General features: G+C 74.3%; 13 protein-coding genes. 10 read left to right on the top strand and 3 right to left on the bottom strand.

What is annotated here, in order from left to right; genetic code table 11:
- Positions 1-52 precede the first annotated feature (52 nt).
- The 8 genes from PYV61_RS11235 to PYV61_RS11270 all read left to right on the top strand — a co-directional run bounded on the left by PYV61_RS11235 (position 53) and on the right by PYV61_RS11270 (position 8,633).
- Entirely contained in the window at positions 53-1,324 is a 1,272-nt protein-coding gene (locus PYV61_RS11235; RefSeq protein ID WP_345785233.1) for a DUF3656 domain-containing protein, read from the top strand.
- An 85-nt stretch (positions 1,325-1,409) separates the two neighbouring features.
- A complete protein-coding gene (locus PYV61_RS11240) occupies positions 1,410-3,503 on the top strand; it encodes an ATP-dependent DNA helicase RecQ (protein ID WP_275831439.1) in 2,094 nt (697 codons plus the stop codon).
- Between the two features lie 100 nt (positions 3,504-3,603).
- Entirely contained in the window at positions 3,604-4,821 is a 1,218-nt protein-coding gene (locus tag PYV61_RS11245) for an acyl-CoA dehydrogenase family protein (protein ID WP_275831440.1), read from the top strand.
- On the top strand, positions 4,818-5,396 hold the full coding sequence (locus PYV61_RS11250) for an isoprenylcysteine carboxylmethyltransferase family protein (protein ID WP_275831442.1): 579 nt from the start codon (positions 4,818-4,820) through the stop codon (positions 5,394-5,396). The genes PYV61_RS11245 and PYV61_RS11250 overlap by 4 nt, the downstream gene beginning before the upstream one ends.
- Before the next feature lie 343 nt (positions 5,397-5,739).
- Positions 5,740-7,314: an Rne/Rng family ribonuclease gene (locus tag PYV61_RS11255; RefSeq protein WP_275831444.1), complete on the top strand. Its 1,575-nt coding sequence runs from the start codon at positions 5,740-5,742 to the stop codon at positions 7,312-7,314.
- Between the two features lie 85 nt (positions 7,315-7,399).
- Entirely contained in the window at positions 7,400-7,717 is a 318-nt protein-coding gene (rplU, locus tag PYV61_RS11260) for a 50S ribosomal protein L21 (protein ID WP_275831446.1), read from the top strand.
- Positions 7,718-7,730: 13 nt separating this feature from the next.
- Positions 7,731-8,027 (top strand): 50S ribosomal protein L27, encoded by a 297-nt coding sequence (rpmA, locus tag PYV61_RS11265; RefSeq protein ID WP_275831448.1) that lies wholly within the window; start codon positions 7,731-7,733, stop codon positions 8,025-8,027.
- 147 nt (positions 8,028-8,174) lie between these two features.
- Complete coding sequence (locus tag PYV61_RS11270; protein WP_275831450.1) at positions 8,175-8,633, top strand: hypothetical protein; 459 nt, start codon at positions 8,175-8,177, stop codon at positions 8,631-8,633.
- A 52-nt stretch (positions 8,634-8,685) separates the two neighbouring features.
- Here the strand turns inward: PYV61_RS11270 and PYV61_RS11275 are convergent, their stop codons facing one another.
- The 3 genes from PYV61_RS11275 to PYV61_RS11285 are packed head-to-tail and all read right to left on the bottom strand — an operon-like array spanning position 8,686 to position 12,187.
- A complete protein-coding gene (locus PYV61_RS11275) occupies positions 8,686-9,969 on the bottom strand; it encodes an amidohydrolase family protein (RefSeq protein WP_275831452.1) in 1,284 nt (427 codons plus the stop codon).
- Positions 9,969-11,477, bottom strand: coding sequence for an amidohydrolase (locus tag PYV61_RS11280; RefSeq protein WP_275831455.1), 1,509 nt, complete (start codon positions 11,475-11,477; stop codon positions 9,969-9,971). Before PYV61_RS11280 ends, PYV61_RS11275 begins: the two co-directional genes overlap by 1 nt.
- A 14-nt stretch (positions 11,478-11,491) precedes the next feature.
- Positions 11,492-12,187, bottom strand: a complete 696-nt coding sequence (locus tag PYV61_RS11285; RefSeq protein WP_275831457.1) for a glycerophosphodiester phosphodiesterase — start codon at positions 12,185-12,187, stop codon at positions 11,492-11,494.
- Between the two features lie 103 nt (positions 12,188-12,290).
- Between PYV61_RS11285 and PYV61_RS11290 the strand changes: the two genes are divergently transcribed.
- Positions 12,291-12,851 (top strand): sigma-70 family RNA polymerase sigma factor, encoded by a 561-nt coding sequence (locus PYV61_RS11290; protein WP_275831459.1) that lies wholly within the window; start codon positions 12,291-12,293, stop codon positions 12,849-12,851.
- Positions 12,844-13,138: zf-HC2 domain-containing protein (locus tag PYV61_RS11295; protein WP_275831461.1), on the top strand; the 295-nt coding region annotated here is incomplete at its 3' end. The genes PYV61_RS11290 and PYV61_RS11295, both read left to right, overlap by 8 nt.

The raw sequence follows: 13,138 nt of genomic DNA on the forward strand, positions 1-13,138 counted from the left end.
GCGCACGTCGCTCGCGGCGCTGCGGGAGCGCGCCCGCGCGAGCTAGGCGCCGCTGCCGGCCACCGCGCCCGGGAACCGCACGCGCCTCGACGTGCGCCTGTTCGGCCACGCCGGCGGCCCGCTCAAGGCCGTCTTCCGCGCCGGCGACGACGAGGTCACGGTGCGCAGCGAGGTCGCGCTCGCGCCCGCCTCCAAGCGCGCGCTCGACGACGCCCAGCTGCGCGAGCAGCTCGGGCGCCTGGGCGAGACGCCGTTCGCGCTGACGACGGTGGACACGGCCGGGCTGGGCGTCGGGTTGTTCCTCCCCGTGTCCGAGCTGAACCGGCTGCGGCAGGAGGCGACCGACGAGCTGCTGCTGCACCGCGACTGGGCGCGCCAGGCGATGCTCGCCGAGCGCGAGGAGCGCATCGCGGCGGCGATCGGGCGCGTGCGCGTGGTCTCCGAGGTGCCGGCCGCGCCGGCGGCGCCGTACGCGCTGCGGGCGTCGGTGTACACGGCCGACGACGCGCTCGCGGCGGCCGACGGGGGCGCCACCGAGGTCGTGCTCGACCCGTTCCTCCGCCACCCGGCGCCGCCGCTGGCGCGCGTCCGGGCGCTGCGCGACGCGCTCGCCGAGCGCGGCGTGGCCTTCCGGCTGCGCACGCCCAGCATCGTGCGCCCCGAGGAGCGGCGCGCGCTCGAGAAGTGGCTGGCGCTCGAGCTGCCGCTGCTCAGCGGGCACCTCGGCCTGGTGATGGAGCAGGGGCGCGCGGGGCGCGACGTGGTCGCCGACTACGCGGTCAACGCGTTCAACCAGCACACGGCGGCCGAGATCTTCCGGCTCGGCGCGCGCCGGGTGACGCTCTCGGTCGAGCTGACGGCCGATGAGATGGCGCAGGTCGTCGCGCCGTGGGACGGCGACGGCTTCGACGCGTTCGTCTACGGCCGCCCCGAGGGGATGACCATCGAGCACTGCGTGCTGTCGGCGGCGTTCGACCGGGTGCCGACCACCTGCCGCGACCTGTGCGTGCAGAAGCACACCAACGTCCAGCTCACCGACCCGGCCGGCTACGCCTTCCCGGTGGCCACCGACTCGGCGTGCCGCAACCGGCTGCTGCACTCGCGCCCGGTCGAGGGCGCCGAGGCGCTGCCGCGGCTCTGGCGGGCGGGGATCCGCGGGTACCAGGCGGTGTTCAACGTGGCCGGCGATCCGGTGCGCGAGATCGTCGCCGGCTACCGCGGCGCGCTCGACGCGCTGGCGGCGGGCGGGCGGCCGGACGTGGCCGCCGTGCGCGCGGCGGTCGGCCCGGCGTTCACGCGCGGGCACTTCGCCCGCGCGGTCTGAGCGCGGCCGGCCCGCGCGCGTCCGAATCGTCCCCGCCGCGCCCGTCCGGTACGCGGCGGGCGCCCGCCGTCCGTAGCTTCCCCGCATGCCGCCCGTGACCGCCTCCGCGCACGCCCCGACGCTCGACGACGCCCGCGCGCTGCTCCGGGCGCGCTTCGGCTACCCGGAGTTCCGGGCCGGGCAGGAGCGCGCGGTGCAGGCGGTGCTCGAGGGGCGCGACACGCTCGTCATCCTCCCGACGGGCGGCGGGAAGTCGCTGTGCTTCCAGGTGCCCGCGCTCGTGCTGCCGGGGCTGACGGTCGTCGTGTCGCCGCTCATCTCGCTGATGAAGGACCAGGTCGACGCGCTGACCGCGCGCGGGCTGCCGGCGGCGTTCGTCAACAGCACGCTCACGAGCGCGCAGGCCAACGAGCGGTTCCAGCGGGCGGCGCGCGGGGAGCTCAAGCTGCTCTACGTCGCCCCGGAGCGGTTCGACTTCGGCAACACCGCCGAGCGGCTGCGCGACATGGGCGTCTCGCTGCTGGCCGTCGACGAGGCGCACTGCATCAGCGAGTGGGGGCACGACTTCCGCCCGTCGTACCTCCGCATGCGGCGCGTGCGCGCGGCGCTGGGCGACCCGGTCACGATCGCGCTCACCGCCACGGCGACGCCCGAGGTGCGCCGCGACATCGCGGCCCAGCTCGACCTGCGCGACCCCGAGACGGTCATCACCGGGTTCGACCGGCAGAACCTGCACTACCACGTGGTGCCGGTGAAGGGCGACCGGGAGAAGGACCAGGCGCTGGCCGACGTGCTGGCGCGCAACGACGGGCAGGCGGTCGTCTACGCGTCCACGCGCAAGGCGGTGGAGCGGGTGACCGAGGTGCTCGGGCGGGCGCGCATCCCCGCGGTCGCGTACCACGCGGGGCTCGACGACGCGCACCGGCACGAGGTGCAGGACGCGTTCATGCACGAGCAGGTGCGCGCGATCGTCGCCACCAACGCGTTCGGGATGGGGATCGACAAGCCGAACGTGCGGCTCGTCGTGCACCACGCCATGCCCGGCTCGCTCGAGGCGTACTACCAGGAGGCGGGGCGCGCGGGGCGCGACGGGCTCCCCAGCGAGGTGTTCCTCCTGCACTCGTTCCCCGACCGCTTCACGCACGAGTTCTTCATCAAGGGTGCGTACCCGGAGCGAAAGCTGGTCGAGCAGGTGCACGAGCGGCTGCGCCGCGACGCCGACCGCACCGGACTCGTGGACTACGGCGCCGAGGAACTCGCGGTCGCGCTGCCGGGGAAGGTGAGCGCGCGCGAGGTCGAGAGCGCGCTGCGCGTGCTGGCGCAGGCCGAGGTGCTGCGCAGCGAGTCGGAGTCGCCGTCGCGCGTGTTCGTGCGGCTGCTGGCCACGCCCGAGCGCATCAAGCGCGAGCTCGGGGGCGACCCGATGTCGCTCGAGCTGCTGCGCGCCCTCTGGCGGGTGGCCGGGAAGCAGCTGGAGACCGGGGCGGTGGTCGACCTCGACACGCTGCCGCCGGGGCTCGGCGGGGGGCCGGGGGCGCTTCCGGTGCTCGAGGCGCTGCAGGGGCGCCAGTTCGTAGTCGTCGAGCGGGCCGGCGGGGGGATGCGGCTGGCCGACCCGCGGCGTCCGCTGGCCGACGCGCCGGTGGACTGGCACGCGCTGGAGCGCCGGCGGCGCGCCGAGCTGTCCAAGCTCGACGCGATGCAGCGCTACGCCTACCACACCGGGTGCCGGCGCCACTTCGTGCTGCGGTACTTCGGCGACCCGGCGGCGGGGAACGCGTGCAGCGGGTGCGACAACTGCCTCGGGGTGAAGCACGAGGTGGTGGCGCCGGCGCTGCCGACCGCGGTGCCGAAGCCCGGGGGCGGGCGTTCGCGGTCCCGCGCGTCGGGGGGCGGGCGCGAGTCCGCGCCGGCGCCGGCGCAGGACCTGGTGATGGGGCCCGAGGACGCGGCGCTGTTCGGGGCGCTCAAGGCGCTGCGCGGGGAGCTGGCGCGCGCCGAGCAGGTGCCGGCGTACGTGGTGTTCCCGGACCGCACGCTGGCCGAGCTGGCGGTGCGCCGCCCGCGCACGCTGGCGGCGATGGGGGAGGTCCGCGGCGTCGGGCCGGCGAAGCTGGAGAAGTACGGGCCGCGTTTCCTGGCCGCCCTGCGTAACGGGGAAGGCACCGAGGCCGCCTGAGCGGCCGCCGCTGGTGCCGCTGGTGCCGCGCGGGCGCGGTGGCGACCTTTCGGGGCTGCCGCGCCCGGCGCCGGCACGTCTCCCACCCCCCACGCCAGCCATGGACGAGTCGCAGTACTTCTCCGAGCAACACCACGCGGTGCGCGAGATGGTGCGCGCCTTCGCGCAGGACGAGGTCCTCCCCGTCGCCGCGAAGCACGACGAGGAGGCGACCTTCCCCTGGGAGAACATCAAGCGCATGGGGGAGCTCGGGCTCCTCGGCGTGCCGTGGCCGGAGGAGGTGGGCGGGGCGGGGCTCGACCTGACCAGCTACATCCTCGCGATCCACGAGATGGCGAAGGTGGACGCGTCGCACGCGATCACCATCTCCGCGCACACGACGCTGGGCACCTCGCCGATCTTCTACTTCGGCACCGCGGCGCAGAAGGCGGCCTACCTCCCGCTGCTGGCCAGCGGCAAGGTGCTCGGCGGGTTCGGGCTGACCGAGCCCGACGCCGGCAGCGACGCGGGCGGCACGCGCACGACGGCGGTCCGGAAGAACGGCCACTACGTGCTGAACGGCGCCAAGCGCTTCATCACGCACGGCTCGGTGGGCGAGGTGTTCGTCGCCACCGCGGTGACCGACCCGTCGAAGGGGACGAAGGGGATCTCGTCGTTCATCCTGACCAAGGAGACGTGCGACCTCGCGAAGGCGCGCGAGGTCGGCGTCGGGCACGACGACTCGATCACGCCGCTCGCCGGGTTCCGGGCGGGGAAGAAGGAGGACAAGCTCGGGTGGCGCGCGTCGGACACCTCGGAGCTGATCATGGAGGACGTCGAGGTCCCGGCGGAGAACCTCCTCGGCGAGGAGGGGATGGGCTTCATCAACTTCATGCGCACGCTCGACGCCGGGCGCATCGGGATCGCGGCGCTGTCGCTCGGGCTCGCGGAGGGCGCGTTCCAGGCGGCGCTCAAGTACAGCACGGAGCGCAAGCAGTTCGGGCAGGCGATCGTGAACTTCCAGGGGATCTCGTTCCCCCTCGCCGACATGGCGACCGAGATCGAGGCCGGGAAGCACCTGCTGTACGCCGCGACGCGGCTGGCGCAGGAGGGGCGGCCGTTCGGCAAGGAGGCCGCGATGGCCAAGCTGTTCTGCTCCGAGCTCTCGATGCGCGCCACGATCAAGTCGATCCAGATCCACGGCGGCTACGGCTACACCAAGGACTACCCGGTCGAGCGCATGATGCGCGACGCGAAGATCTGCGAGATCGGCGAGGGGACGAGCGAGGTCCAGCGCCTGGTGATCGCGCGGCACCTGCTGCGGGAGCTCGCGGATTGAGCAAGCCGTTCTCCATCCAGCGGCTGCGCGTGCCGCTGGGGTTCGTCGTGGCCGCCCTGTACCTGTGGGCGGCCACGCGGTCGGACGCGCTCACGTGGGGCTCCGTCGCGGTCGGCGGCGCGGTGGCGCTGGTCGGGCTGCTGATCCGCGCGTGGGCGGCCGGGCACATCGTCAAGAACGACCGGCTGGCGACCACGGGGCCGTACGCGCACACGCGCAACCCGCTGTACTTCGGGAGCTTCCTCCTCGCCGCCGGGTGCGCGCTGGCGGTGCACTGGACGCTGCTGCTGGCGGTCGCCGGCTTCTGGCTGCTGGTGTACGCCCCGGTCATCCGCCGCGAGCGCGACTTCGTGCGCGCGCGGTTCCCGGAGGCGTACGCCGAGTGGGAGCGGCACGTGCCGGCGTTCGTGCCGCGGCTGACGCCGTGGCGGGGGAGCGGGAACGGGCACGTCGCGGCCGACGCGCCGCCATTCGACCTCAAGCTCTACCTGTTCCACCGCGAGTGGCAGGCGGCGCTCGGCTACGCGGCGGTGATGGCGTGGCTCGCCTACTGGACCTGGCGCCGCGGCGGCTGAGCGCGACGGAGGGAGCGCGCATTGCCGAGGGACGCCACCGGACGGTAACGTACCGGCGTCGGTGCGCGTGCCGCCGCGTGCGGCCACGCGCCCTCCCCGAGCCCCGATCGCATGCGCCCTCGTTCCACGCCGGACGCGCCCGGACGTGCCGCCACGTGGCGGCCGCCCCGCGGCGACGCCGTCCGGCCGGGCGGCGCGTGGACGATCGACCTCGCCGGGAGCAGACGCCCCGCAGGTGCGCCGCGCGAGCCGGGACCCCTCCCGGCTCCGGCCGCCCCCACCTTCTCGTCGGGCCCCGCCCGCCGCGCCGCTCCGTCGGCGAGTGGCGCCGGGGCCGTCGGTCATGAAGCGCGACATCCTCATCAACGCCTCGCCGCGCGAGACGCGGGTGGCGATCCTGGAGGACGACCAGCTCGTCGAGCTGCTGGTCGACCGTCCGGACAGCCGCCGCATGGTCGGCGACGTGTACCTCGGCAAGGTCGAGGCGGTGCTGCCGGGCATCCAGGCGGCGTTCGTCAACATCGGCACCGAGAAGAGCGCGTTCCTCCACGCCTCCGACCTCGTCTTCGACGAGGACGAGGACCCCGAGGAGCCTGACGAGGACGACGACGAGGACGACGCCGAGGGGAAGCCGCGGAGCAACGGCGGCGGGCGGCGCCCGCGCAAGGAGGCGCCCCCCATCCAGGACGTCCTGAAGAAGGGGCAGGATCTCCTCGTCCAGGTGTCCAAGGAGCCGATCTCGACGAAGGGGCCGCGCGTCACCGCGCAGGTCTCGCTCGCCGGGCGCTTCCTCGTCTACATGCCGCACGCGTCGCGCGTCGGCGTGAGCCGCAAGATCTCGGAGCGCGACCAGCGCCGGAAGCTGAAGGAGATGGCCGGCGCCGTCCTCCCGCCGGGGGAGGGCGGGGTGATCGTGCGCACCGTCAGCGAGGACGCCAGCCAGGAGACGTTCGGGCGCGAGCTGTCGACGCTCATGAACAACTGGAAGCGCATCAAGCGGAAGACGCGCTTCATGCGGGCGCCGGCGCTGATCCACGAGGAGACCAGCCTGACGCGCGGGCTGGTGCGCGACCTGTTCAGCGACAAGGTCGACTCGCTGGTCGTGGACTCGAAGCCGGTCTTCCACGAGATCCAGGAGTACCTGAAGGGGATCGCGGCGGACGAGCTGGCGGACCGGGTGAAGCTCTACGAGGAGCCGGTGCCGCTGTTCGACAGGTACGAGATCGAGACCGAGATCCGCGACCTGTTCAAGCGGCGGTGCGACCTGCCCTCGGGCGGCTACCTGATCATCGAGCCGACCGAGGCACTCGTGTCGGTCGACGTGAACTCGGGGCGCTTCGTCGGGAAGAAGGACCCCGAGAAGACGTCGCTCAAGACCAACGTCGAGGCGGCGCGCGAGGTCGCCCGCCAGCTCCGGCTGCGCGACGTGGGCGGGATCATCGTCTGCGACTTCATCGACATGGAGACGCAGTCGAACCGCGACCGGGTGCTGCAGGAGCTGCGGCAGGCGCTCTCGCGCGACCGGGCGCGGACCAAGGCCTACCAGGTCAGCGACCTCGGCCTGATCGAGATGACCCGGCAGCGGGTCCGGCAGAGCCACCTCCAGAGCATGACCGCGCCCTGCCCGACGTGCGCGGGGACGGGACGCATCTTCACCCCCGAGACGGTGCTGCGGCGGATGGAGCGGTCGGTCAAGCGGATGGCGTCGGAGGGGAAGCGGGACCCGCTGACGGTCCGGTTGCACCCCGAGACGGCCCTCCACGTCCTGACGGAGGAGCAGGACCTCGTCCGGAAGCTGGAGAAGAGCGTCGGCTTCACCCTGGAGCTGCGGGACGACCCGCTGCTCCGGCCGGACGAGTTCAAGCTGGTGGTCAAGGGAGCCGGCCGGGACGTGACGGACCAGTACGCGGTCGCCTGACACGGCCGGCGGGGCCCGGTTGACACGTAAGTTCGGGCCTGGTAAGCTTCTAGGCTCTCAGATCACCGCATTTCGGTATCCTGTCATGACCTACGCAATCATCCGCACCGGCGGCAAGCAGTTCCGCGCCGAGCCGGGCAAGACGCTGCGCGTGCCGTCGCTCCTGGGCGAGGCGGGCCACGACGTCGAGTTCAACGAGGTGCTCCTCGGCTCCGACAACGGCTCCGTCCGCACCGGCGTCCCGACGCTCTCCGGCGCCAAGGTGACGGCGGAGATCGTGAAGCACGGCCTCGGCGACAAGATCGTCGTCTTCAAGTTCAAGCGCCGGAAGAACTACGCCCGCAAGCAGGGGCACCGGCAGGGCTACACGGAAGTCCGCATCAAGGACATCACCCTCGGCTGACGGGGAGCTCACCATGGCACATAAGAAGGGCGTCGGCTCCTCCAAGAACGGCCGCAACTCGAACCCGCAGTACCGCGGGATCAAGAAGTACGGCGGCGAGAAGGTGGTGGCCGGCAACATCATCGTCCGCCAGTGCGGCACGAAGTGGCACCCGGGCACGAACGTCGGCCTCGGCCGCGACTACACGATCTACTCGCTCATCGACGGGGTCGTGAAGTTCGAGCACCGGAACAAGTCGCAGCTCAAGGTCAGCGTCTACCCGGTCGAGCGGCCGGCCGAGGTCTCGATCGACGCCCCGGCGGCGGTCTGAGCCGTACGGACGCTCCGCGACAGGCAGCACGACGCGCCCCCGCCCACCCGGCGGGGGCGTTCGTCTTTCCCGGTTCGACTCCGGCCGGAACCTTGCCCCGCTCGATCCCGTAGGGTCCGACGACCCGCTCTACCGGAGGAGAGACCGATGGCACTGTGGGACAAGATGAAGCAGGAGCTCGACCGCGCCGGCAAGGTCGCCCAGGAGGCGATCGACGAGGGGCGCATCCGGCTCGAGCAGGTCCGCGCCCGCCAGCTGGCCGACAAGGCCGCCCAGCGGCTGGGCTACGCCTACCTCCGCGCCCACGGCGAGGGGCGGGGGAACGAGGACGCGGAGCTGACGCGACTCCGCGCCACCCTCACCGAGCACGAGGCCGAGGCGGCCCGCCTGGAGGCCGAGCTGGCCGTGATCACGCGGCGCGCGCCGCAGCCGGGCGCGACGCCCGGCGACGGCGACTTCGGCGGGAACTCGGGGGCGTCGCACCGCCCCGACGGCACGGTGGACACCGGCGGCGCGGCCGACGCCTCGCCGAGCGCCGCGCCGCCGCCGGACGCGCCGGGCGCTCCCCCGGGCGAGCGGAACGAGTGGAACCGCGAGCACCTGTGAACGCGCGCGGGGCCGGGCGAGATCGCCCGGCCCCGCGTCGCGTTCCGGGGCGTCAGGGCTGCCGGTAGCTCGGCGGCAGCGTCTTGTAGCGCTCCATCAGCTGGTCCTGCCGCGAGGGCGCCTTGACCGAGCGCCCGCGGATGAACACGTGCTCCGCCTGCGTCGCGAACTCGAACGGGTCGCCGCTCCATACGACGACGTTCGCGTCCTTCCCGACCGCCAGCGAGCCGACGCGGTCGGCGACGCCGAACACCTCGGCGGGGGTCAGCGTGACCGCCCGCAGCGCGTCGTCCCACGACGCGCCGTACGCGACCGCGTTGCCGGCCTCGAAGCGCACGTTGCGCACGTTGAACGAGGCCTCGTCGCCGCCGCCGGCGTTGCCGATGATCGCGACCGCGACGCCGGCGCGCCGCAGCAGGCCGACGTTCTCCTGCCGGGCGCCGAGCGTCGAGAAGCTCGCCGGGATGTTGTTCATCGCGCCGGTGAGCACCGGCACGTTCGCCGCCTTCAGCCGGTCGGCGACCTGCCACGCCTCGGCGCCGCCGACGATGACGAGGCGGAAGCCGAACTCGCGCGACAGACGCAGCGCGGCGTCGATGTCGCTCGCGCGGTCGGCCTCGACGAGCATCGGGACGCGCCCGGCCAGCACCGGGATCAGCGCCTCGAGGTCGGCGCGGCTGACCGCGAGCTCGCGCGACTCGTTGCGGTCGTACGCGGCGCGGTTGCGCTGGTAGGCGCGCACGTCGGTGAGGATCTCGCGCAGGCGCACCTGCACCTCGCCGCGCGACGCCGGCACGTTCCCCTGGCCGCCGGGGGCGGTCATCGTCGCGACCATCGCCACGGGGGCGCGCCGCACCATGTCGGTGGCGGTGCCGTCCACCAGGTCGACCATCGCCGACTGGCCGGCGATCAGCCCGCCCGCGGGGACGACGCCGACGGTGGTGACGCCGTCGTTGCGCGCCGGCGCGAAGAGCACGCTCGCCGGGTTGAAGCCGTCCCACACCGTGAACGCCGCGGCCACCGCGTCGCGCCCGCGCGCCGACACGTCGCGCGTCTCGGGGGCGCCGCCGATCTCGACGACGCCGAGCGTGGTGGCGGCGTTGATGAAGCCCGGCGTCACCCACTTGCCGGCGGCGTCGATGCGCTGCGCGCCGGCCGGGACCTGCACGTTCTGCCCGACGGCGACGATGCGGCCGTCGCGGATCAGCACCGTCGCGTTCTCGAGCTTCGGGCCGCTCACCGGGTGAACGGTGCCGCCGACGATGGCGACCGTCTGCGCGCGCGCGGGGAGCGCGAGCGCGCCGAGGAGGGCGAGGGTCGTGAGGGGGGCGCGCATCAGCGGGTGCCTCCGGCGGCGGGGGCGGGGACGAAGCCCAGCTCGAAGTCGGTGCGCCACTGCTCGCGCGGGTCGCTCCGGTCGTAGTAGAGGTGCCCGTCGATCCACACGCGGTCGGCGCGGGTGTAGACGGAGAACGGGTTGCCGCTCCAGAGCACGACGTCGGCGTTCTTCCCGACCTCCAGCGACCCGATGCGGTCGTCGAGGCCGAGCGCCCACGCGGCGTTGAGCGTCACCCAGCGGATGGCCTCGTGCTCCGGCACGTCGATGCCGATCTGGCGGCCGGCGGCCATCGCCTTCGCGCTCTCCTGCAGCAGGCGCTGGGAGCCCGACGGGTCGTCGGAGTGCGTGATCGCGCGCACGCCGGCGCGGTGCAGCATCGGCAGGTTGGCCTTCACGCCGTCGAGCGCCTCCAGCTTGAAGCCGCCCCAGTCCGACCACACCGAGCCCGAGATGCTGTCGCGCGCCATCAGGTCGGCGATCTTGTACGCCTCGACGCCGTGGTGGAACGAGCGGATACGGTAGCCGAACTCGCGCGCCACGTCGACCATCTGCGCCATCTCGTCGGCGCGGTAGCAGTGGTTGTGCACGAAGATGTTGCCGCGCAGCACCTCGGCCAGCGTCTCGAGTCCCAGGTCGCGCGTCGGTGGGTCGGCCTGCCGATTGCCGCCGAGCCACGCGTCCCACCGGCGGCGGTAGCCCTCGGCCTGGATCCACGCCGCGCGGTAGCCGGCGACGTTGCCCATGCGCGTGCTCGGCCCGCGCGACGCGTACACGCGCTTCGGGTTCTCGCCGCACGCCATCTTGAGCCCGTAGCGCGCGCCGGGGAACTTCATCCCCTGCACGGTGCGCGACGGCACGACCTTCAGCACGGCGCTGCGGCCGCCGATCAGGTTCGCCGAGCCGGGGAGCACCTGCAGCGTGGTGACGCCGCCGGCGAGGTTGCGCGGGAACTGCGGGTCCTGCGGCCACACCGAGTGCTCGGCCCAGACGTGCGCCGTCACCGGGTTCGTGGCCTCGTTGCCGTCGCTCAACGCCTGCACGCCGGGCGCCGGGTACACGCCGAGGTGCGAGTGCGTATCGACGATCCCGGGCGTGACGTAGCGTCCGCCGCCGTCGACGACGAGCGCGTCGGCCGGCGCGTCGACCGTCTGGCCGACCGCGGCGATCTTGCCGTCGCGCAGCAGGATCGCGCCGTTGCGGATGGCCGGCCCGGTGGCGGTGAGCAGGACGACGTTCCGGATCACCGTCGGCCGCGTCGTCACCGGCTGGTAGGTGCTCGGGAAGGGGTCGGCGTTGGGGGTGGAGAGCGCGCCGGCGAGCGACGGGCGCCCGGCGGGCGTGCCCGCCGCTGCCGCCGACGCGGGCTGGCCGGCCGCCGCGGGCTGCCCCGCCGGGGGCTGCCCCGCCGGGGCGGGCACGGGGGTCGTGGCGGCGCGGCTGCGCGCGCACCCGGCGAGGGCGGCGGCGAGGGCGGCGAGGGCGAGGGGGGAGCGGGCCGTCGGCATCGGGGGTCGCGGGTTCAGTCGCGGCGCGGCGCGAGGGCGCCGGCCATCACGTCGGGGACGTCGGAGCAGATGCCGTCGACGCCGAGGCGGGCGAGGGCGACGGCGTGCATCGGATCGTTCACCGTCCAGGCGATGACGCGCCCCCCGGCGGCGTGCACCGCCTCGACGAGCGGGGCGTCGATCATCGACCAGTGCTGCCACAAATCGCGCGCGTCGGCCGCCCGCAGCGCCGCCACGTTGTCGACCAGGTAGCTCACCGAGAGGACGCCAGCGGGGGTGGCCGGCGCGCGGCGCCGCACGGCGCGCGGCACCCGGTGGTCGAAGCTGTGCACCGGCGCGGCGGCGCCCCTCTCGCCCAGCACGTCGGCCACCGCCGACTCGGCGTCGCGCGCCTTCACCTCGACGTACAGCGTGGCCCGGCCGTCGGCGAGGGCGCACGTCTCGGCGAGGGTGGGGACGCCGACGCCCGGGGCGAGCTCGTGCGCGCGCAGCTCGTCGAGCGTCAGGTCGACGATCGAGCGCCCCGCGAGCGGGCCGGCGCCGCCGAGGCCGGGGTCGTGGTGGACCACCGGGACGCCGTCGCGGGTCAGGTGGACGTCGAGCTCGATCCCGTCCACCCCGAGCGCGAGCGCGTGGGCGAAGCCGGCGAGGGAGTTCTCCGGGTGGACGCGCGGGGTCCCGCGGTGGGCGATGATCTCGGGGCGGGGCATGCGCCTGGCGAGCGGGGACTGCCGGGGGCCGAGCGCCGTGGCGCCGGCCCGGACGGCGCGAGAGCTTAACGCCCGGGCCGGGGGCCCGTCTACCGCATGGGTGATGACCGAGACGATCGCTGACCCGACCGACGACGACGCCATCGACGCCGCCCTGGTGGCGCGCTGGCGGGAGGGGGACGAGCGGGCCGCGACCGAGCTGGTGCGGCGGCACGCCCCCGCGCTGGCGCGCTTCGCGTCGAGCCTGGGGGAGCGCGTCGAGGTCGAGGAGCTGGTGCAGGACACCTTCGTGCGCGCGTTCCAGGCGCTCGACGGGTTCCGGGCCGACAGCTCGCTGCGGACCTGGCTGTTCACGATCGAGCGCCGGCTGGTGCTCGACCGGCGGCGGGCGGCGGCGCGGCGGCGGACCCGGGAGGCGGACGAGGAGGCCGACGCCGCGGTGGAGCACACCGCGCTCGACGCGGTGGTCGCCGACGAGACGCAGGCCCGGCTGACGGCGGCGCTCGGCCGCCTGACGCCGATGCAGCGCGAGGTCTTCACGCTGCGGGTGGGGGAGGGGAGGTCGTACCGGGAGATCGCGGAGATCGCGGGGACCACGGAGGGGGCGGCCCGGGTGCACTACCACAACGCCGTGCGGGCGATGAAGGAGTTCGTCGATGCGTGACCATGGATGGCGGGCGCCCGAGTGCGCCGACGAGGAGATGCGCGACGCGCTGCCCGGGCTCGCGCACGGGCGGCTGGCGGCGCCGGAGCGGCGCGCGGTCGAGGCGCACCTCGCGGCGTGCGCCTCGTGCACCGCCGAGCTGGCGGTGCTGCGCGACCTGCGCGGCGCGCTCGTGACGGGCGCGCCCGCGCTCGACCTGGAGCGGCTGGCCGCCGGCGTGATCGCCGGGACGCGCCGCCCCGCCGCCGATCCCGACGTCGTGCCGCTGGCGCCGCGCCGGGAAGCGC

Source organism: Roseisolibacter sp. H3M3-2 (assembly GCF_029211165.1).
Classification (GTDB): Bacteria; Gemmatimonadota; Gemmatimonadetes; order Gemmatimonadales; family Gemmatimonadaceae; genus Roseisolibacter.